Raw genomic sequence first — 21,835 nt, forward strand, 5'->3', positions numbered from 1 at the left:
CGATGAGCTACGCAAATTTTCATCAGATTGGAATTGAACGCCGTCCGCATCGCTCAGACTAACAAGGCCGCCGCACAACGGCCGTGCGGCGGCCCCATCATCGCCAACGCGTATCGACGTCCTAGAAATTGAACGTCGTGGAAACGAGATAGGTGCGCGGCGCCCCCAGGGTGATCACACCGCTATAGGCCGACGCCCAATACGCCTTGTCGAAGACATTCTCGACGCTCGCCCGCAGCACGATCGGCTTGCCGTTCCAGGGCGAAGTGAAGGTGTAGCGGGCGCCAAGGTCGACGCGTGTCCAATCCGGCAGCGAGAGTTTGTTGGCCGCGTCGACATATTGTGCACCGGTGTAGACGACCCGCCCCGTCAACGTCAGATCCCGCACGAACGGTGTATCCCACTCGGCGCCGAGATTCACGGTGAGCTCGGGCACGCCGATCGCCCGCTTGCCGTCCGTCAGGCCGCCCGAGGTCTTCTCCTGTACGCCGTGAATATACGCGACGCCCCCCAGCAGCCGCAGCGTCGGCGTGACCTCGCCGAACACGTTGAACTCGGCCCCCGTATTGCGCTGCCGGCCATTCAGCTCTTGAGTCAGCACTCCCCCTGAACTCGTGGTAATCACGCTGGGGCGCGAGATATCGAATGCGCTGACGGTAGTCGTGATTCGGCCGAAGTCGACCTTGACGCCGGTCTCGACCTGCTTGGTCTGCCCTGGCGGGAAGACCGTGCCGCTGTTGGCATAGCCGGCGGCGACGACGGTCGGGGTCTGCAGGCCTTCGATGTAATTGGCATAAAGCGACACAAACTCGACGGGCTTGACCACGAGCGCATAGGCTGGCGTCCACACCGAGGTGTCCTCGAAGGGGCGGCTCGATGCTGGAGTAACGAGATTCGTGACTTCCGTTCCCGCGGTTTGTCTGCGCACACCGACGGTCAGTTGAATCCGCTTGTTCAGCAGCGACATCGTGTCGGAGACGCCGATGCTCCAGAGATTGGCGCCGACGGTCTGATTGGCTTGGAGCGTCGCAAAGCTTGGCAACGCGATGTTGGTCGGCTCGCTGTAAAGGCTCCAGTTGGGCATCTTGCCGGAGACCACCTGCTGGGTATAGGTGCGGTCGGTGATGGAATAGCCGACATTGACGGCATGGTTGATCGGGCCGGTATCGGCCGTCATGCGCAGGCCAGCCTCCCCGGCGTATGTCTTGTACGTCTCGCTTCCCGTTCCCGGAGTCCCGGACAATACGCCAGCGTTGCTCGCGAGCACCGGCGACGGATAACGGTAGTTGATGTTGCTGTCGTGATAGCCGAATCCGGCATAGGCGGTGATACGATCGTTGAGATCGACTTCGCCTTTCACCGTCGAGAAGAAATCGGTCGGCGCATAATACGCCCACGGCACCTGGAAATTGGTGCCGGACGACGGTGGCGACGGAATGCTGGTGACAGCAGTACCCACGCCGAAGAATCGCAGCGGCGGATTCAGCTTGTCCGCCTGATAGCCGACATCGGCATCGATTCGGACATTCTCGCCATGATAGTCGACGGCGAGGTGGGCATTGCCGAACTCGTCGGTCTGCCGGTTCCAGGGGGTATCGCCGTTCGAATACTTGCTGTTCAGCCGGACGCCCCACTCCTTGTGCTCGCCATAGCGACGGCCGACGTCGATCTGCTCGCCGAATTGCGTCTTGGACGCATAGGTTGCCGTTAGCTGCGTGATGTCGGTGTCGAGCGCGTGCTTGGTGACGAGATTGACGCTACCGCCGACCGCGCCGCCGCTTGAGGCGCCAGTGCCGCCGACCGTCATGCCGTTGAGCAGAGCCGCGGGCCCCTTCAGCAATTCGACCCGTTCGATGAAATTGGCGCCCGTCGAATAATATGGCGCGATTCCGGCCAGCCCGTTCAGGGCGTAGTCACCGCTGTCGTAGTAGAAGCCGCGGATGAACAGGCTGTCGGCGCCGCCGCCGGCGGCTTGGATCGTGCGCACCGAGGGATCATTGATCAGCACGTCGCGGATCGTGCGCGCCTGCTGGTTCTGGATCAGTTGCGATGTGAAGCTCGTCTGATTGAACGGCGTGTTCATCACCCCGCGGTTGCCCAGCAGCCCAAGGCCGCCGCCGCTCGCGACCTGGCCGCCGGCATAGGGCGACGGCGGCGCGCCGATCGTGCCCGTCGACGGCGTCACGTAGGCCACCGGGGCGGTCGGCGGCAGGTTGCGCGGAGCGACGCGGCGCTGCTGAGCGGTCCGCGTCGCGGTCGTCTGCGGTCTCGAAGCGGTCTGCCGGACTTTCGGCTTCGGCGCGTCGACGGTCACATCGGGGAGCTTGGTCTGCGCGAAGGCCGATTGAACGCCTCCGACATTCAGCGAGAGCGCCAATGAGCTCACAAGTCCCAACGACATCGTCAATCCAACGTCTTTATCCCAAATGCGACAGACCATCCTGACACCCCGATCATTCCAAGTTCCAACTCGGCTCGTCGGTGGTCCTAACACACAGGTATTTGAGGATGGCGTCGCGCGACGTAGAACTCGTCTAACGAGCGACAGCTTCGCCGAATCGATCGGCTCAACAGATTGTCGCTACTACGAGATTCTTTTCCCTCCGCTTCTTTGAAGCCTTCAAAAGAAGCGCATGTCGCGGGGAAGAGCGATGCGATCGCGTCGGCTGATACAGCTCACGACACCGATCGTCTCGAACTCATCGAAATAATTTCGATCAATCATACGATGATAACTAATCACATTGCCACTTTTGAATCAATCTTTGCTTTCAAATGCGCCACATCTCCGCCGCGCCGCGCGCAGATCGGAGAAGGCATCGAGACATTTGTATCTGCTTGTTTCCAGGCCGGAGCGACGCCGCTCGCGTCGGCGCTCGCTGCGCGAGACCGATCACGCGCCGCCGACGCAGCGCGCTGCCATCGCAATGAGGCGCCGCGCGCGAGAGGACGCGTGAGAGAAGAGATGCGTGGGATCGTTGGCCGGCCGAGCGCATCAGGGTCATCGCGCCGGGCGCGTCGTCCAGCAGCGCGGATCGAGATCAATGATGCGGGGTATCTTCCGCCGACCGACGGCGGACGTCAGCGCTCAGAGCGGCAGATCCTGCGTCCCGGCCTGAGCACCTTGCGCTCCGGCCTTCGCGCCGCGGCTTAGTTTCGTGCCGTATGCGAGCGACAGCAGAATCGGAATCGACAGCCCGAGCCAGCACAGGCCGTCCCAGAGCCCGTCGCCGAACAGTCCGAAGGCGAGCCCGGCTGCGGCGACCAGGCCGATCAGCAGCGGCGCACGAAACACCTGCCAGGTCGAGAGTTGCGCGACGCGGGCAGACGGCGTCGCCGATGCGGCCGAGGAGCTCATGGCGACACCACCGCAGGCGCTGCCGACCTAACGACGCCGGACACCTTCCTGCGGAAGCCCCAGCGCTTGGCGGCCCACAGATAGAGTCCGCTGCACAGCACGATGATCGTGATGACATCGAGAACGGCCCAGATGATCTTCAGCGGCAGTCCGCCGTAATCACCGAAGTGCAGCGGCCGCGACACCTGCAGCGCGGTGAGATACCAGGCGAGCTCGGGCGCGACCATCTTGCTGCTGTCCTGGGCGTCGACCAGAACCGGCTTGAACATGCGCGCGGTAAATGGCGTGCGGCCCTTGGTCCAGATCATCAGATGCTGCGGGCTGCCGAACCGCGTCGTCGTCGGCAGGGTGATGGACGTCACCAGCCGGTCAGGAAACGCGGTGCGGACGGCGCCAACGGCGGCCTCGATCGATTTTGCTTCCGCCAGCGGCTTGCCCCGATAGGGCGCGAGCAGTGCCGGCATGGTCTTTGCGCGCCAGAGATCGAACAGCGGCACGGCAAGCGTGTTGATGGTGCCGGTCAAGCCGACCGCGAGCGCCCAGCTCACCGTGACGATGCCGAGCAGATTGTGCAGGTCGAGCCATTTCAGCCGGGCCGAGCGATCCCGCACGGTGCCGAACTGCAAGCGCCGCATGAACGGCCAGTAGACGACGACGCCAGAGACGATGGAGGCGGCGAACACCAGTCCCATCAGTCCGAGAAAGAGCTCGCCCGGCAGGCCGGTGAACATGTCGCGGTGGATGCGCAGGATCACGTCCATGACGTCCTGATGCGGCGCCTCCTCGCCGAGAACGACGCCGGTGCGCGCATCCACGGTGAGGCGATGAAACTGCCCGGGCACCGGAATGGCGGTCGGCGACATCGCGACCACAATCAGCGGCTCCGCCTGCCTCAGGCTCACGAACAGCGCATGCTGCTCCGGCAATTGCTGCTTGGCCGCCGAGATCAGGCGGTCGAGCGGCAGCAGCGGCGTGTCGGCCGGCATCGCCGGCGCGGCGATCTCGTCCTCGAAGAGATGATCGATCTCGTCATGGAAGATCAGCGGAAGCCCGGTCAGGCACAGCATCAGCAGAAAGATCATGCTGATCAGCGACGTCCACGTATGGACCTGAACCCACAGCCGCATGCGCTCGAACCCACCCTTCTTCATCGACGTTGCACGTGATGATCCGAACGTCCGGCAAGAGAAGGGCCGCAGCAAACTGAATCGATCTAAAACCGTTGGAATTTCTTTAAAGTAGCGCGCCTGTCTGCCGCAACCAGCGGAGCTACAACGTGAATTTCGATCGCGCCTCGCACCATCGACACATATCGAAAAGCTGCCGCGCATGGCCGCGCGGAATGCAACCGGCTCTGGCTGCATCCGACGATGCGCCAGGGCCGGGCCGCAAACGCCGTCTCAGAATGGATAATGCCGCTCGCCGGTCTGCACCGTGATCCAGCGCAGCTCGGTGAACTCGTCGATCGCGGCCTTGCCGCCGAAGCGGCCATAGCCGGAGGCCTTGACGCCGCCGAACGGCATCTGCGGCTCGTCATGCACCGTCGGCGCGTTGACGTGGCAGATGCCGGACTCGATGCGCTTGGCGACGCCGATCGCGCGGGCGATGTCGCGGCCGAACACCGCCGACGACAGACCATATTCGGTGTCGTTGGCGACGCGCACGGCCTCGTCGACGCCGCCGACGCGCACGATGGTGACGACGGGGCCGAAGCTCTCCTCGCCATAGATGCGCATCGCCGGCGTGACGTGATCAACGATGGTCGCGGGCATGATCGTGCCGGTGCCGCGGCCGCCGGCGGCCAACACGGCGCCCTTGGCCACCGCGTCCTCGATCAGGCCGCCGACACGGTCGCAGGCGGCGGCGCTGACCAGCGAGCCCAGCACCACATCGCCCTTGCGCGGATCGCCGTAAGGCAGGCTGTTGGCCTTGGCGGCGAACTTTGCGACGAATTCATCCGCCACCTTGTCGTCGACCACGATGCGCTCGGTCGACATGCAGATCTGGCCCTGGTTCATGAAGGCGCCGAACGCGGCGGCATTCACCGCGGCGTCGAGATCGGCATCGTCGAGAATGACCAGCGGCGCCTTGCCGCCGAGCTCGAGCAGCGCGCGCTTCAATTGCTTGGCACAGGCCATGGCGATGAGACGGCCGACGCGCGTCGAGCCGGTGAAGTTGACGCGGCGGATCGCGGGATGGGCGATCAGCGCCTCGACCACGGCCTGCGCATCCTCGGGCGCGTTGGTGACGACGTTGACGACGCCGTCACCGAGACCGCCTTCGGCCAGGCACGCGCCGATCAGCCGGTGCACGCCCGGGCTCATCTCCGAGGCCTTCAGCACCACGGTGTTGCCGCAGGCGAGCGGCATCGCCACCGAGCGGACACCGAGGATGACCGGCGCATTCCACGGGGCGATGCCGAGCACGACGCCGACCGGCTGGCGATGCGCCAGCGCAATGTTGTCGGGCACGTCGGTCGGGATCACCTCGCCCGCGATCTGCGTCGTCATCGCCGCGGCCTCGCGCAGCATGCCCTCGGCGAGATGCACGTTGAAGCCGGCCCAGCCCGCCGTGGCGCCGGTCTCGGCCATCATCAGCGCGATGAACTCCGGGGCGTTGCGAGCCAGCGCATCCGCAGCCGCATTGAGCCGCTTGCGGCGCTCGCCCGGGCCGAGCCGGGACCACGCCGGAAATGCCGCCGCGGCGGCATCGGCGGCGCGCAGCGCGTCATCGATCGACGCCGCCGCAACGATGGTTGCGATCTCGCCGCTGATCGGATTGAGCCGCTGGAAGGTACGCTGGTTGGTGGCGGACTGGTCCTTGCCGCCAATCAGGAGATTGATCGCGTTCATGGGGCGCTCCTAGGTCGATGGGGTTGATGCGGTTGCGGAAGCCGGCGCGCGCGACTGGCCGAGATAGGCGCGCTGGATGTCGGGATTGTTCTTCATCTCGGGCGCCGGCCCCTCGCCGGCATTGCGTCCCTGCTCGATCAGGTAGACGCGGTCGGCGATGTCGAGGCTGGCGCGCGCGTTCTGCTCGACCATCAGGATGCCGACGCCATCGCCGCGGATCGTCCTCAGCGCCCGGAACACCTCGCGGCTCAAGAGCGGCGACAGGCCGAGCGACGGCTCGTCGAGCAGCAGCAAATCGGGCCGCGACATCAGTGCGCGGCCGATCGCGACCATCTGCTGCTCGCCACCGCTCATGGTGCGCACCGCCTGCCCCATGCGCTCGGTGAGGCGCGGAAACAGCGCGAGCACGTGCGCCAGCCGCGCGGCCTCGCCGTCGCGGGCGCGCGAAGGATAAGCGCCGAGCTGGAGGTTCTCGGCGACGGTGAGATCGCCGAACACGCCGCGGCCTTCCGGGACCAGCGCGATGCCGCGCTCGACGATCAGATGCGGCGCGAGCGAGCCGATGTCCGTCCCGCCGAGCCGGATCCCGGACCCGGCCGATGGCCGGATCAGTCCGGCGATCGCCTTCAGCAGCGTCGACTTGCCGGCGCCATTGGCGCCGAGGATGGCGACGATCTCGCCGCGCGCGACCTCGAGCGCGACATCGGTGAGCGCCTGGTGCTTGCCATAGGCGTGCGACAGCCGCTTGATCTCAAGCATCGGGCTCTCCGAGATAGGCTGTGATCACCGCGGGATCGGCGAGCACCTCGTCCGGCGTGCCGCGCGCGATCACGACGCCCGCGCTCATCACCACGCAGCGGTCGCACAGCGCGCGGATCGCATCCATCACATGCTCGACCATCACGATGGTGATGCCGCGGTCGCGCAGCGAGGCGATCAGCTCGATGCCGGTCTCCAGTTCGGTCGGATTGAGCCCAGCCAGCCATTCGTCGAGCAGCACAAGACGCGGATGCAGCGCCAGCGCGCGGGCCAGCTCCAGCCGCTTCTGGTCGATGTAAGTGAGGTCGCCCGCCGGCATCTCCGCCATGCCATCGAGGCCGACCAGGGCGAGCAGCTCATGGATCGATTCTGCGGCCGCACCGGTCTGGCGCGTGCGGAACAACGCCGCCGCCGCGACATTCTCGGCGACCGTCAGGTCCGGCATCACCCGCACCAACTGGAAGGTGCGGGCGAGACCAAGCCGCGCAATCCGGTGTGCCGCGAGACCGCTGATGACGATGCCGCCGAAGCGGATCGTGCCGGCCGAGGGCACGAGCGCGCCCGAGAGCATGTTGAGCAGCGTCGTCTTGCCGGAGCCGTTAGGACCGATCACGCCGAGGATCTCGCCGGCGCGGACGTCAAGGCTCACACTGTCGACGGCGCGCAGGCCGCCGAAGGATTTGCCGACGGCCTCCGCAACGAGCAGCGGCCGACCGTCCTGCTCGGGCTTCGCGGGCACGACCCGGCGCTCCCGCCGCCAGGTGCTGTCGACGAGCCCGATCACACCGCGCGGCAGCGCCATCACGATGCCGATGAAGATGAGGCCGAGCACGATGCTGAAATGATTGGGCAGCGCCGCGGTCAGCACCTCGAACAGCAGCACCAGCGGGATGACGCCGAGCACCGGGCCGATCAGCGATCCCGCGCCGCCGAGCAGCGCCATGATCACGACCTGGAACGAGATCATCGGGTTGAACGCGATCGCCGGATCGATATAGGTCCAGCGCGGCGCCATGATCGCGCCGGTCACCGACATGAACACCGCGCTGAGGATGAAGACCCCGAGCTTCACCGCGGTCGCATCGATGCCGGAATGGCGCGCGGCGGTCTCGTCGGCGCCGATCGCGCGCAGCGCGAGGCCATAGCGCGAGCGCGTCAGCAGAAAGCCGGCGAGGAAGACCAGCGCCGTCAACGCGCAGAGCTGCCAGTACAGCATCTCCTGGGTGATGTCGCTGAACAGATAGCGGCCGACCGATTTGTGAATGTTGACCTCGTACCAGATCACGAGCTGGCGGATCAGCTCGGCGAGGCCGAACGAGAAGATGATGAAGTAGATGCCGGACAGCCGCAGCGTCGACAGGCCGGTGATGGCCGCGACGACAGCGCCGACACCCGCAGCGGTCATCAGTTGCAGCGGCCAGCTCAGCGTCTCGCCCGTCACCGCCGCCGTATAGGCGCCGATGCCGAAGAACGCAGCCGTCGCCAGCGAGACGTAGCGGGTCGGCCCGGAGAACATTGCCCAGGCGGTTGCCAGCACGGTGAAATAGAGAATGCTGATGCCGAGCGCGAGATAGTAGCCGTTGGCGTAGAGCGGCAGCGCAACTGCCGCGGCAACGCCGACGAGCCCGATGCACCAGGCGAGAATCTTGCCGGGGCTGATCACGACGCCGCCTTTCCGAACAGTCCGGTCGGCCGGATCAGCAGCACGGCCAGAAACATCGCAAACGTCGCCGCCAAGGTCAGCCCGGGATCGACCAGCCGCGCCACCGCGGTCTCGACGACGCCGAGCAGCAGCCCTGCGGCCAGCGCGCCCATGACGTTGCCGACGCCGCCCATGATCACCACCACCAGCGCCTTCATCGTGAACACGACGCCCATCGAGGCATTGAAGGTGAGGAACATGCTGACCAGCACGCCGCCGGCCGCGACCAGTCCACCGCCGAACGCAAACGCCAGGCCCGCGAGCCAAGCGACATCGATGCCGACCAGCCGCGCGGCATTGGCATCGACCGCGACGGCACGCACGGCTGTGCCGATCCTTGTTCGCGTCAGCGCGAGATAGACGCCGGTGCCGATCAGCGCGGCGAAACCGAGCGCGACCAGCCGGTTCACCGCGAGCGTCGAGCCGAGCACCGTCACGGGAATGGAGAGATAGCTATAGCTGTAATACTGCCCGCCGAAGGCCACCAGCATGACGCCCTGGATCACGAACAGCACGCCGAAGGTGACGAGGATGCTGTCAACCTCTTGCGCGCCGGCGTCCTTGCTCCGGCGGATCAGACGCTGCAGCAGCAGACGATAGAGCAGCCAATTCAGCAGCCCCGCCACGGGAATCGCGAGCAGCAGCGCCAGCAGCGGGCTCAGCTGCAGGCCGGAATAGAGCGACAGCGTGCCAAAGGCGGCCGCGACCAGCGACTCGCCATAGGACAGGTTCATGATGCGCGCGACGCCATATTGCAGCGTGAGTCCGAGCGCGATCAGGGCATACATGCCCCCCAGCACCAGGCCGGGCAGCAGGATGTCGAACATCAGCATGGGGCGCGTGCCTCTTGCGCGAGGCCCGCGGACGCGCGCCGGATCACGCGCGCCCGCGAGCTCACGACCTCGTTCCGGCTATTTCCATTCCGGCTTCGGCACGACAGCGGCGCGTGCGCCCGGCAGCGAGGCCGGCGCCAGCGCATAGAACTCGCCGTTCTGCCACTGGCCGACGCCCCACACCTCCTGCAGCAGGCCGTCCTTCAGCTTCACCTTGCCGATGATCGTGTCGAAGGTGCCTTCGCGGATCTCCTTGGCGACCGCGGCGCGATCGACCTTGCCGACCTTTTCGATCGCCTGCTGCAGCACCTGCAGGCTCGCATAGGTGATCGGGCTCGCCCAGCGATCCGGCTCCTGCCCGGTCGCCGCCTTGTGGCGGGCGAGATAGTCCTTGAGCGCGGGCGCGTCGGCATTCCAGCCGCCAATGCCCATGACGCCGTCGCTGCCCGCGCCGAACTTGCCCTTGAACAGCGGGAACGCCGTGCCGACGCCGACATAGAAGATCTTCGGATTGTACTTCAGCAGTTGCGCCTGCTCTGTCAGCCCGATCGTATCCGGCGGATAGCTGAAGGCGACGAAGGCATCGGCGTTGCTCGCGATCGCATCCTTGAGCAGCGGCTGCAGATCCTGCGACCCCATCGGATAGGTCTTGTCGTAGGCGACGGTCAGTCCGGCCTTCTTGAAGGCCTCGCGCCCGGCGGCGGCGAGCTCGATGCCGAACTGGTCGGCGACGCTGACCATCGCGACGGTGCCGCCGATCTTGCCCTCGCTCTTGAGCTTGCCGAGCAGCTCGGCGAGCGCATTGGAAATCTGCGCCGAGGTGCCGAGCCAGAAGGTGGCATTGGCCCAGCGCTTGGCGAGCTCCGGCGCCTTGTCGGTCACCGACGTCACCGCGAGATGCGGATAGCCGAGCCGGTTGAGAGTCGGACCGACCGCGAGGTTGAGACCGGTGCCCCAGGGCGACAGGATGAAGTCCACCTTGTCCTGGTTGGCGAGGCGTTCGATCGCCTTCACCGCCTCTTCCGACGAGCTGCGGTCGTCATATTCGACGATCTCGACCGGCAGCCGCTTGTCGCCGAGCTTGATGCCGCCGGCTGCGTTCACGTCCTTCACCCAGAGCTGATAGTTGGGCAGCGTGGTGATGCCGGCGCCGCCGGCATAGGGGCCGGTCTTCGAGATCGCATAGCCGATGCGGATCTTGTCCTGCGACTGTGCCTGTGCGGCCGATACGGCAAAGCCGGCTGCGATCGCCGCCCCCGCGATCCGCAACACCTGACGACGGTTGGTCGAAGTCATCTGTCTGTCCTCCTCCCATGTTCACGCGCGCGGACCGCGCGGGTGAATCGGTGACGTTCCTCTGCCCCGACCGTCGTCCGCGGTTTTTGTTTGCGGTCGTCGGGACTTGACGAGGGAAACACCGCAGGCTTGGGTGGCGCAATGGACAGTTCCGGTAAAAGAGTGCACTTTTCTGGGGCGGCGATTGCGCGTAATGCCGCGCCTCGGACGCTGCCGCCGACGGCCCGTGGCACCCCGGCAGCGCTCGGGGCCGAAGCCATTCCCTCGCATTTCGAGGCACGGCGCTGGGCCCTGCGCTCGGATGCCGCGCGGCCGTTCGTCCACCTGCTCTGCCTGACCGCCGGAACGGCCTCCGTGCGCTTCGCCGAAGACGAAATCCAGATCTGGGCCGGTGCGGCGCTGGTCTGGGTACCGGCGGGAGGGGCCGAGCATCTCGACGTCGCGGCCGGTTCCGCCGGCCATCTCCTGCGGCTGCGCTCCGGGCTCTGGCACCGCCACCTGCCCTCCTCGGCCGAGCCCGCCTATCTCGACCTCGCAGGCACGGAGGCCGTCCTGGCCTTCTCCGTCGCGGCCGAGTTCGCCGCGGTCATCGCGCGCTCGATGGCGGCGATCGCAGCCGAGATCGAAAATCCCTCACGGCGCGGCGCGGCCTCGATCATGTCATCGGAGCTGACCCTGTGCGTGCTGCGCTTCTGGCGGCTGTTTGCCGACGAGAGCGCCGGCGAGGCGCAAGGCTCCAGCGCCGAGATCTTGAGCCGCTTTCGCCGGCTCGTCGAGGAACGCTTTCATCAGCAACTGCGTGTCGCCGACTACGCTGCGCTGCTCGGCGTAACGCCGGATCGCCTGCACGCGCTGTGTACCCGCGTGCTGCAGCGGTCACCGAGCGCGCTGATTCAGCAACGCGTCATTCAGGAGGCGGCGACCCGGCTCGAAACCACCACCGCGACGATCAAGCAGATCGCCTTCGCGCTCGGCTTCAAGGACAGCGCCTATTTCAACCGCTTCTTCGTCAGGCACACCGGTCAATCACCGGGCGCGTGGCGCAAAGGTGTTTCGTCGCAGCGGACCAACGGCCAGTCACGGGCCATCCTCAACTTCGCCGACTGGCCGTGACAGAGCGGCGCAGCCAGGCGCCTCGGTCACCCTCTTCGTCATTTCAGGACGACGCGTCAGCGTCGGACCAGCAAATCTCAGGCTCGGACGGGCGGCGCAACCGCTGGATGCTCAATGCGCCGAGAAACTGATTTCCGCTGCGCGATCAAGCTGATTTGGCCTGTCCAGTCCCCGCGCCCAAAATATTTCGCTTTCGTTTTTCCGGAAATCATGGTTCTATCCCCACATCCCGTCTCGAGCTGAGGGGCGTATCGCGGTCGTCACGACATGCGAGGCGGGGAGCGGTGGGCGTGGTGGATTGCAGCGCGGGTTGCTCGCGCCGACGAACAATCCGCCACGCACGGTCAAGTCGCTCGGTCCTGATATCCCGATGCTGATATCAACTCACGTCGAGGCTTTGCTTCGCGTGGGGATGGTGGCCAGAAAGCCCGGCGCACCAGGGAGAAAGCGAAGCAGCCGTTCAACCATCGCGCAGGGAGGGCCGGGTTTCCGGCTGACCTGTGGTACCTGCCGCCTGCATTTTTTTTCGCAGGCGGGCCACGGGCCTCAGTCGAGGTCCGGCCTTCCCTGCGCCCTCACGCTTCCCGAGGGCCTCACGATGCATCACCCGGACGGGGCATCCGCCGCGGGATCGCGAGATCATGCGCGACTCTCTCCGCAGGAGAGGCGACCTGTTGTGCCCACATCGAAGGCAAATCGTCGCAGCCTTGAACGGTCCCGCCAGCATCGAGGACTCCCGAGGGAGCCGTCCGACATCGTTCCCGCTCCCCGGAGCGATCGCGAGTATTGCGGCACCGTTGCTACCTTGCCACGAATGCGCTATGAGTTGGACATGATCAGCCGGTCCTGGTCGCGCTCAAAATGCCAGTACCGCAAACCGATGCATCGCGCTCGGCGCGCGACGTCGGTCGATACGGACGCCGTGACCGCGCCCGCATCGCCAGCTCCGCGCTTCGCGCTCATTCGCATTCCGTAGCCGTGTCCGGGAGCCCGAACGCAGATGGATTGTGAAACCTGTGGTCGCCCCAATCCACCGGGCTCGGACGTATGCGGCGGGTGCGGCGGGGTGTTGCGGCAGCCGTCATCCGATACGACGACGAGTTCGCGCCTGCTCGGCATGCATCGCGCCGAGCGGCGGCAGGTCACGGCGCTGATCTGCGATCTCGTCGGCTCCGTCTCGCTCACCGTCAGGCTCGATCCGGAGGATATGACCAGCGTCATCGACGCCTTCCTGACGACCTGCGAAAACGTCATCGGCCGCCATGGCGGCGCCATCACGCAATATGCCGGCGACGGCGTGCTCGCGTATTTCGGCTATCCGCGTGCCGGGGAAGATGACGCGGCCACCGCGATCCGCGCCGCCATCGCCCTGCGCGACGCCGTCGGCCGGCTCGAGGCGCCGCACGGACAGGCGCTGCGTCTGCGCATCGGCATCGCCACCGGCCTCGTCGTGGTCAGCGACCTGCTACCCCGCGCCGACGGTCGCCCGGTCGACATCGTCGGCGAGACGCCGAATCTCGCGGCGCGGCTGCAATCGATCGCCGCCCCCGACAGCATCGTCGTGGCCCGGACGACCGAGCGCATCGCGCGCGGCATGTTCGACTTCCGCGATCTCGGCACGTTCGCGCTGAAGGGATTCGCCGCACCGGTCGAGGCGTTCGAGGTGCTGGAAGAAGCCGCCGTCGCGAGCCGTTTCCACGCCCGCATTCGCGGCGAAAGCTCCCCTCTGGTCGGACGCGACCAGGAGCTGGCGCGTCTGTTCGATTGCTGGGCGGCGGCGCGGTTCGGCAGCGGACAAGTGGTGCTGCTCCATGGCGAGCCGGGCATCGGCAAGTCGCGGCTGGTCGAGGAGCTGCGCCGGCGCGTGGCCGACGTCTCCCAACTGCAGATGATCTGGTACTGCAGCCCCACCCGCTGTGACAGCGTGCTGTATCCGATCTCGGAACAGCTCGCGCTCATCGCCGGCTTCGACCGCTCCGACGGCGCTGCGACGCGTCGCGACAAGCTCGATCGCTTCATGAACGAGCACGGCGTCGGCGATGCCACGGCGCGCGCCGTGCTCGCCGATGTCCTGGGCGTCGCTCCCGAGCCGGACGGTCCCCTGCAGACGATGACCGTCGAGAAGCGCTCGGAGGTCACGCGGGAGACGCTGCTCCGGCTGATCGACCTGATGGTGCCGACCGGGCCCGCGCTGCTGGTGCTGGAAGACGCGCATTGGAGCGACACGACCACGCTGGAGCTGCTCGATCGGGCGATCCGGCGCGCCGGACAACGCCGCTGGCTGATCGTGGTCACGGCGCGGCTCGAATATGAGCCGCCCTGGGCCGCGAGCCCGCAGGTCACGCGGCTCCAGCTCGGACGATTGAGTCACGGCGACGCCGAGCGGATCTGCGCCCATGTGGCCGCTTCGGCCGCGCTGCCCGCGACGACGCTGCACCAGATCGTGAGCCGCGGCGAGGGCATCCCGCTGTTCCTGGAAGAGCTCGCGAAGTACGTCATCGAAGCCTCGGCGGCGCCGGCTTGGGACGGTCATGCGAGCGTAGCCATCCCCGCCTCGGTGCAGGATTCCCTTGTGGCGCGGCTCGACCGATTGGGACCGGCGCGACGGATCGCCAATCTCGGCGCCGCCATCGGCCGCCGCTTCAGCTACGATCTGTTGTCGGCCATCGTGGCGGAGCCCGAAGCCAGGCTCGGCGAGAGCCTGGATCAGCTCGTCAAGTCCGGCCTCGTGGAGAGCAGCGGCGCGCCGCCCGACAGCCTCTACACGTTCAAGCACGCGCTGATCCGCGACGCCGCCTACGAGTCCCTGCTCCGGCGCGAACGCCAGACATTGCACGGCCGGATCGCGGCCGTGCTGCGCGACCGCTTTCCCGAGACGCGGGACACCGAGCCGGAGTTGCTGGCCTACCATTTCACCGAGAGTGGCGTGATCGCCGAGGCCATCCCATTATGGGCGGCCGCGGGTCGGCGTGCCGCCTCGCGCGCCGCGCATGTCGAAGCGGCACGACATCTGCAAACGGCGCTCGACCTGCTGCGTCATCAATCCGCCGAGGGCGAGCGCGCCGGACTGGAGCTCGAGCTCCTGATCGGGCTTGCCGTCAGCCTCGCCGCCTCGCGCGGCTACACCGTGCCCGAGGTCGGCAAGGCGCTCTCCGAGGCAAGGGCGATCTGCGACGCGCTCGGCAACACCGCCGGTCTGTTCGCCGTGCTGCGCGGCATCTGCAGTTTCCTGATCATCGCGGGCGATCTCGACGGTGCCGAGGAGATGGCGCATCTGTGCCTGGGAATCGGCGAGCGGACCGGCCTCCCCGAGCACCGGATCGAGAGCGGCATTGCCTTGGGCTACATTCTCTTCGCCAGAGGCGACCTCCCCGCCGCGCGCCGGCTGCTGGCCGCCGCGGTGCAGCTCTATCAGGTGTCGGACGGCGCGCGGCTGCCGCAACTGTCCTCGCAGGATCCACTGGTCGCCGGCCAGGCCTCGCTGCTGCAGGTGCTGCATGCGATGGGAGACGATGCCGGCGCGGCCGCGATCGCCAGCGATCTCATCGCGCATGCGCGCCGGCTCGGACGTCCGTTCGACCTCGCCTGGGCGCTGTCGTGGCTCGCCTTCTATCAGCTCGCACGCGGCGACTATGAGGATGTCCTCCTCGCGACCGAGGAGGCCCTGAGCATCTGCCGCGACCATGGCTATCCGCTCTATCAGCTGGTGGCGGGCAGCCTGGAGGCACACGCCCGCGGCCATCTCGGCAAGAATCCAGACGAGGCGCTCGCGGCTGCGTGCGAGGCACTGCCGGCGTTCCAGACGCTCGGCATGATGCATTTCTCCTGCTTCTATCTCGGCGAGGTCGCCGGCCTGCAACTGATCGTCGGCAAGACGGCCGAGGCGATGCAGACGATCGACGCGGCGATCGACGCCGCGCGGCGCTATGGCGACGGCTATTTCCTGTCGCCGCTGCATCGGCGGCGCGCCGAGATCCTGGCCGCCCTGCCCGACACCGCACCGGGGCAGGTGACGGCCGCGCTACGCGAGGCCGTCACGGTCGCCGAGGCGCAAGGCGCGTCGGCGTTCCTGCGCCGGGCAGCGGCGCGGCTCGCCGCCATCGACGATGACGCGCCGAGGCGACAATCGGCGTGACGAGCTGCTCAGGCCATGGGGCTGGCCATGGCGACGGTGAAATCGATCTCGGCCCAGATGCGCGTGGTCGCGGTCAGCACGAGCTTGCCGTCGACGGGCGTGCCGAGCCCGAGGTCGCGAATGAACGGCAGGCTGTCGAGAGCGCTCATCTCGATCGACCAGTTGCCCGACTGCAATTGCCAGCTGCGCAGCCCCGTCAGGTCGAGCGCGCCGTTCAACAGCGTCTTGTAGCTCGCCGCGGTGAGGCTGTCCGCCGACCGCGCCTGCTTGAGATAGAACACGGGGATCGGCAGGCCCCAGACGCCGCCCAGGAACGACGCCATGCCCGGCCCGCTCGTGAGCTGCTTCATTCGCTCTTGGTCGGCCCCGGCACAGAGCTGCCGGAATGCATCCGCCGGAGAGGCCGCTGCCGTCGGGGTCGATCCCGCCGAGCCTTCGATTCGGATGATGCGCTGCTGGGAGGCGTGGGCCTCCGGCCCGTAGCTGGCAATCGCCAGCCCCGAGACGTCGAACGGATCGTTTGATGGTGCGCTGGCGGGCTGGGCGATGGTCGCGTGATATTTGGGAAAGCCCCAGAGCTCCTGCCCCGCAACCACCGACCAGGCATTGTCCACGAACAGATAGGCCGGCACGAAACCGATCGATTTCGGCAGCAAAGCGCCCCGCTCGTAGCTGCCCACCAAGAGCCACAGCCCGATATCGGTCTCGGACATCGTCCCCTGCTCCGCGAACGGCGGCGTGGCGGCCTGGCTCTTGCGCACCTGGATGACGTTGACGAAGGCCATGTCCAGCATCACGCGGAACTGGTCGCGGCCGGCGACGCGGTTGAAGGAGCGGTCGAGAAATCGCTGGCAGGCGCCGAGGTCGGCCGGCACGGCGAAGCCGTAGAAGGTCGAGTCGTTGCAGAGGTAGGGAGCCGGCGGAAGCGTGATCCATCCGGCGTAGTTGACGTAGGCGTTGGTGATGTAGGGTTCGGGACTGGTCGAGACGATCGGAATGTAGACGCCCGACAGCGCCGAGGCGGCGGCAAGACCGGACATCGCCGCGACCTCCACGCATCCGGCGTTGATCTCGGGCACGCGGGTCCAGTCGCCGGCGAGGAAGAGATTGTCGTAGCCGGACTTGCCGGGCTCCATCCGATGCCGCAGCGTGCCCGGCAGGCTCAGCACGTAGCGCTCGCTCGGATTGATGTTGGCGCGCCAGAACTGAAAGTCGAGCCGCGCCGATCCGCTGATGTCGCTCGGCGCGTGCAGGAGATCCCATCGGAACGTGCTGCCGCTGCCGATGTTGGTCCACAGCGTGTCGAGCCACGAGGTCATCCAATCGTTGGATGCGCTCTTCACATAATCAGCAGCCAGCTCTTCATTGTTCGGCGCGCTCTCGTCGCTCATGATGGCGCAATAATAGGCGACCGAGCGCGGCCCCGGCGCCGGCCAGTCCTCGGCCGGCAGCAATTGCGACATGTCGGAATAGGTGTCGAGCGGCGGCTTGCAGGTGGTGACGATCGGTCCCATCGTCTCGAGCGACGGTCCAGGCGCCACATAGGGACCGCCGAGGTCTGCGACCGCGCAGTCAAGCCAGAGCTGCAGCGCCATGGTGCGCACGGTTGGGAGATTGGCGACCATGTCGGCCCAGGCCGGCTTCTGCTGCACCAGAGACTGGCAGATCTCATTGAGCGCGCCGACCGAGATGCCGAGGACCACCTTGTCGAAATCCTCGCCGAGCTGCAGGCTGAGCCGCGCCGCCGGGGGCGGCTGCGGCGGGTTGGGAGGACCATAGGCGTTCTCGAAATTGTAGCCTTTCAGCTCGTAGTACTCGCCGTTCTCGATCTCCTTCCATTTGGGCTCGGACGGCCAGCACCAGTAATCCTTCACCAGGACCAGGGGATCATATTTGCCATCGACGAACTCGACCTGCTTGTCGATGTGGATGGTCGCGATGTTGCTGCCGTCCTCGGTCGGCTCGAGACTCGTGACCTTGTGAAAGAACTTGAAGTTCACGCCGCGCCGCGCCAGCACCTGGTAGATCGGCGTGCAGATCGTATCCCCCATGCCAACGACGGATTTATAGAAGAACGCGCCCTTGTAGGTGAAGAACAGCCGCAGCAGTCCCTGAACGGCCGAGCAGGCCGACACCTGCTGCTGCGACGGCTCGCGGGAGCCGTTGCGAAAGGCGAAGATGTATTCATAAAGAGCGGTCACGATGGCGTTGTTGGCAGCCTCTTCATCCTGCTGCGCCAGAAAGCTACGGAATTCGTACCGGTCAAGAACCTCCAGGCCGTCCGTCAGGCAGTCGTTCTCGATGATGCCGAGCAGCATGCAGATGCCGAGATTGGTGAGGATCAACAGCCGCCGCAGGCCTTCCTCGAGGCCGTCGATCGTTTGGTGCTCCTTGACGATGCCGCGAAACGCATGGAGCAGCGCTGCCATGTCGCCCTGGGCATCGCGGCGGATCGCTTCGACGTCACTGTGCAGCTTCTCGCCGACGCGGTGGGCCAGCAGCAGCAGCGGATGGCCCTTGCCATCAGGCGCAACGGCCGCCAGCCGGGCCCGCCGCTCGGCGGGCATGGCGGCGATCACCTTCGCCAGCTCGGCATTCTGGTCGCCCGGCCAGTCGTCGAGGTAGTAGTTCAGGTTGAAGATGATGCTCGCGATGGTCCGCAGCAGCAGGGTCGAGAGCGGCGGCACGATGTTGTCGGAGGGTGCCCACAGGCTGTCCCGGCCAGGATAGACCGATTCATCGACATCCGGCTGGAACCAGAACGGCCAGGGCAACCATTGGCCGTCAATGTCCTCGGCGTAGAAGATCTCGTTCTGCCGCTTGAACGCATCATCGATCGTCCTGATCGGATCGCTCGGCGGCGCATCGAGTGCCTTCAGCGCTGCACGCAGGATGGTGAAGGCATTCTCGTAGAAGCCGGCCCAGATATGCAGCCCGTGCTCCTCGATGCGCTGGCCCTGCTTGGCGTTGCGTCCGCTGGCAGTCTTGCCCCCGAGCCGCCAACCGAGCTGATACAGGGTGATCTCGTAGCGCTCGCCGCGCGGATCGATCTCGCTCAAGGCAAAGGCTGCGCTCAACGCGCCGATGCCGCCGCCCAATATCGCCACGCGGGTCTTTCTTGCTGCCATGTCGATGATCCTGCCCTGACCTCGGACGTTCGTGCCCGGGCGAGCCGGTACGACGTCGTCCATCGGCGCACGGGTCCGCGGTCCGCGCGGCCCGTGCGGTTGAATGACATTCGGTACTATGGGTTTACAAAATCGGCGCCGCGCCCAGTTCAATCCGCGTGGCGATGCAATGAGGATGCATCGAATACCTATCACAATCTCCACGCGATCATCAAGCGGCGCAAGGCGCATCGTCGACCTCACGTGAGGCGACGACGGAGGCCATGGCATCCTTCCCGCCCGCTACGTCGTCATCCTCAACTTTTACGAGAATAACGGCGGATTGCCACCACTCAAAGACAGCGCCCCGATCACGCCGCCGTCGATCACGCCGGATCGGAATGCACGTCGCCGGGTCCGTCGAGAAACAGCGGCAGCCGCACGACGATGCGGGCGCCGCGCGGCGCGTCGGTGATCTCGATGCTGCCGCGATGGGCCTCCACCAGCGTCCGCACCACCGCCAGCCCGAGCCCGGCTCCGCCGGTGCCGCGATTGCGCGACGTGTCCAGGCGCGTGAACGGCTCCAGCATGGCCTTGCGCTGGTCCCGGGGAATCCCAGGCCCCTCGTCATCGACCGTCAGCACGGCGTGCTCCGGCTGGCGTTGCAGCGAGACGTGCGCCGCCTCGCCATATTTGAGCGCGTTATCGATGATGTTGGCGACGATACGGCGCAGCGCGACGCGATCGCCCAGCATCAGCAGCTCGCGCCCGTCGCCTGCATGGTCGAAGCGCACCCGCGCCCGATGCGCGCGGCGATCCTCAACCTCGGCGCGCACCAGCTCGTCGAAGGCGATAAGCTCTTGCGGCAGCTCGCCGGCACCCGCCCTGCTCGCGAGCAGCGCGTCGTCGAGCAGACGGATCATGTCGGAGATATCGACCACGGCGCGCTGCCGCTCGGCGTCATCCGGAATCAGGTCGGCACGCAGCCGCAGCCGCGTGGCAAAGGTGCGAACGTCGTGAGCAATGCCGCCGACCAGCGCCATGCGCGCCTGCATCAGATCGCCGAGCCGGTCCTGCAGTCGTCCGAACGCCGTGACCACGGCGCGAACCTCTGGCGCATTGCGGCGGACGTCGGGCAGCGGTACCGCCGCCCCGCCGGGGTCGACCCGGTCGACGGCGGCCGCAAGGCGCACCAGCGGCCGCGTCTCACGCTGCATGATCAGGAGCGCGAGCAGCGCGACCACCGTTCCGAACAGGCCTGCGCCGAAGCCGATCGGCAGCCCCTGTTGGGTCAGCACCAGCGACGAGCGCGAGTCCACGACGAGAACATCGCCGCCGTTCAGGCCAATGCGAAACTCCAGGGCATTCTGCGGCGCCCGCGCGAGCCGGGGCAACCACCGACCCTCCGGCTCGGGCACGGAGGTGATGGTCAGCGGGCGCGCACCCAGCGCGCGGGCATAGGCGTCGCGCAATCCGGACCGGACCGGCGCGGGCTCTGTCCGCGGAGGCCGGACCGCCGCGTCAGCCCCGACCAGCCGGACCTCGAAGCGGTCGGAGGACACGGCATCGACGACCCGGCCCCGCTCCGTCCCGGGCGTTCGTTCGATCAGCTCGGCGAGCGCGGCCAGCCGCGTCGGCGGCGGCGTCGCGCCTTCGAGCTCGGCGGTACGGGCGCGGTAGAACCGCGCCAAGGTGACGATCCAGATCGCCAGCAGGCCGATGATGACGATGAGGCCGATACGCATCGCAAGCGTCAGCCGCATCATCACGCCACCGGCCTCACCGTCGCCGTGAACAGGTATCCGCCGTTGCGGACGGTGGTGATCAGGTTCGTTCCCGGGCTTGCGGCATCGAGCTTGCGCCGCAGCCGCGAGATCAGCATGTCGACGGTGCGATCGAACGGGTCGGCGGCGCGGCCGCGCGTCCAGTCCAGGATCTGGTCGCGGCTCAACACCCGCCGTGGCCGCTGCACGAAGCAGGCGAGCAGGTCAAATTCCGCCGAGGTCAGCTGGATCGGCGCGGCCTGGGCATCCACGATCTCGATGCTGCGGGCATCGACATCGACCACGAACCGGTCGAAACCGAAACGCCGGCTCGCGTCACGCGGTGGGCTCGCCTGGGAGCGCCGCAGCAGCGCGCGAACGCGGGCCAGAAGCTCGCGCGGTCCGAAAGGCTTGACCATGTAATCATCGGCGCCGAGCTCCAGCCCGACCACGCGATCGATCTCGTCGCTCTTGGCCGACAGCATCAGGATGGGAATGTCGTCGCTCTGCCGCAGCCGGCGGCAGATCGAAAGCCCGTCCTCTCCCGGCAGCATCAGGTCGAGAATGATGAGATCAGGCCGCAGCCTTCGCAGCACGGCATCCATCGCCGGCGCCGTGGCGGCGACCTCGATCTCGAACCCTTCCCGGCGCATGAAATCGCTGACCAGCCGGCTGATCTCCGGGTCGTCCTCCACCATCAAAAGCGTGGCCGCAGGCATGCTCATCGCCAGGACTGATGCCCAAAACCCGCGGCTTGGCAATGGGCCGGGAGCGACTGTTACAAGCCGTTACGCGGCAGCCAAATACCGGGATGCGGACGACCAGGACGCCGCCATCCGGCCGGCCGAGAAGGCCGCCGCAGGCGCAAGGCACGCCCTCCACGCAGGCGACATTTAATTTTGCAGAGCCACTTGCTG

13 protein-coding genes are annotated in these 21,835 nt (G+C 66.7%); 2 read left to right on the plus strand and 11 right to left on the minus strand.

Annotation, left to right across the window (positions count from 1 at the left end):
• Positions 1-121 precede the first annotated feature (121 nt).
• The 8 genes from QX126_RS12535 to QX126_RS12570 form a co-directional block, all read right to left on the minus strand.
• Positions 122-2,401 carry a TonB-dependent receptor gene (locus QX126_RS12535; RefSeq protein ID WP_315781228.1) on the minus strand — a complete coding sequence of 760 codons (2,280 nt, stop codon included), beginning with the start codon at positions 2,399-2,401 and terminating at the stop codon, positions 122-124.
• Positions 2,402-3,088: 687 nt separating this feature from the next.
• Complete coding sequence (locus QX126_RS12540; RefSeq protein ID WP_315781231.1) at positions 3,089-3,358, minus strand: hypothetical protein; 270 nt, start codon at positions 3,356-3,358, stop codon at positions 3,089-3,091.
• Positions 3,355-4,485: a PepSY-associated TM helix domain-containing protein gene (locus tag QX126_RS12545; RefSeq protein WP_315781268.1), complete on the minus strand. Its 1,131-nt coding sequence runs from the start codon at positions 4,483-4,485 to the stop codon at positions 3,355-3,357. The genes QX126_RS12540 and QX126_RS12545 overlap by 4 nt, the downstream gene beginning before the upstream one ends.
• A gap of 273 nt (positions 4,486-4,758) precedes the next feature.
• Positions 4,759-6,210: an aldehyde dehydrogenase gene (locus QX126_RS12550; protein ID WP_315772824.1), complete on the minus strand. Its 1,452-nt coding sequence runs from the start codon at positions 6,208-6,210 to the stop codon at positions 4,759-4,761.
• Between the two features lie 9 nt (positions 6,211-6,219).
• On the minus strand, positions 6,220-6,969 hold the full coding sequence (locus tag QX126_RS12555; RefSeq protein ID WP_315772823.1) for an ABC transporter ATP-binding protein: 750 nt from the start codon (positions 6,967-6,969) through the stop codon (positions 6,220-6,222).
• Positions 6,962-8,632, minus strand: a complete 1,671-nt coding sequence (locus tag QX126_RS12560) for a branched-chain amino acid ABC transporter ATP-binding protein/permease (RefSeq protein WP_315772821.1) — start codon at positions 8,630-8,632, stop codon at positions 6,962-6,964. Before QX126_RS12560 ends, QX126_RS12555 begins: the two co-directional genes overlap by 8 nt.
• Positions 8,629-9,504: a branched-chain amino acid ABC transporter permease gene (locus QX126_RS12565; protein WP_315739507.1), complete on the minus strand. Its 876-nt coding sequence runs from the start codon at positions 9,502-9,504 to the stop codon at positions 8,629-8,631. Before QX126_RS12565 ends, QX126_RS12560 begins: the two co-directional genes overlap by 4 nt.
• Before the next feature lie 78 nt (positions 9,505-9,582).
• On the minus strand, positions 9,583-10,800 hold the full coding sequence (locus tag QX126_RS12570) for an amino acid ABC transporter substrate-binding protein (RefSeq protein WP_315772818.1): 1,218 nt from the start codon (positions 10,798-10,800) through the stop codon (positions 9,583-9,585).
• A 162-nt stretch (positions 10,801-10,962) separates the two neighbouring features.
• Between QX126_RS12570 and QX126_RS12575 the strand changes: the two genes are divergently transcribed.
• Both QX126_RS12575 and QX126_RS12580 read left to right on the plus strand, forming a co-directional pair.
• Complete coding sequence (locus QX126_RS12575) at positions 10,963-11,913, plus strand: helix-turn-helix domain-containing protein (protein WP_315781235.1); 951 nt, start codon at positions 10,963-10,965, stop codon at positions 11,911-11,913.
• Positions 11,914-12,979: 1,066 nt separating this feature from the next.
• Positions 12,980-16,048: an ATP-binding protein gene (locus QX126_RS12580; RefSeq protein WP_315781237.1), complete on the plus strand. Its 3,069-nt coding sequence runs from the start codon at positions 12,980-12,982 to the stop codon at positions 16,046-16,048.
• Between the two features lie 8 nt (positions 16,049-16,056).
• Here QX126_RS12580 and QX126_RS12585 read toward each other — a convergent pair whose 3' ends face one another.
• From QX126_RS12585 to QX126_RS12595, 3 genes are all read right to left on the minus strand, one after another.
• Positions 16,057-19,176: an NAD(P)-binding protein gene (locus QX126_RS12585; RefSeq protein ID WP_315781239.1), complete on the minus strand. Its 3,120-nt coding sequence runs from the start codon at positions 19,174-19,176 to the stop codon at positions 16,057-16,059.
• A gap of 365 nt (positions 19,177-19,541) precedes the next feature.
• Entirely contained in the window at positions 19,542-20,921 is a 1,380-nt protein-coding gene (locus QX126_RS12590; RefSeq protein ID WP_315781241.1) for an ATP-binding protein, read from the minus strand.
• Positions 20,921-21,643 carry a response regulator transcription factor gene (locus QX126_RS12595; protein WP_315758282.1) on the minus strand — a complete coding sequence of 241 codons (723 nt, stop codon included), beginning with the start codon at positions 21,641-21,643 and terminating at the stop codon, positions 20,921-20,923. Before QX126_RS12595 ends, QX126_RS12590 begins: the two co-directional genes overlap by 1 nt.
• Positions 21,644-21,835: the final 192 nt, after the last annotated feature.

The organism is Bradyrhizobium sp. SZCCHNPS1003, from assembly GCF_032381555.1.
Classification (GTDB): domain Bacteria; phylum Pseudomonadota; class Alphaproteobacteria; order Rhizobiales; family Xanthobacteraceae; genus Bradyrhizobium.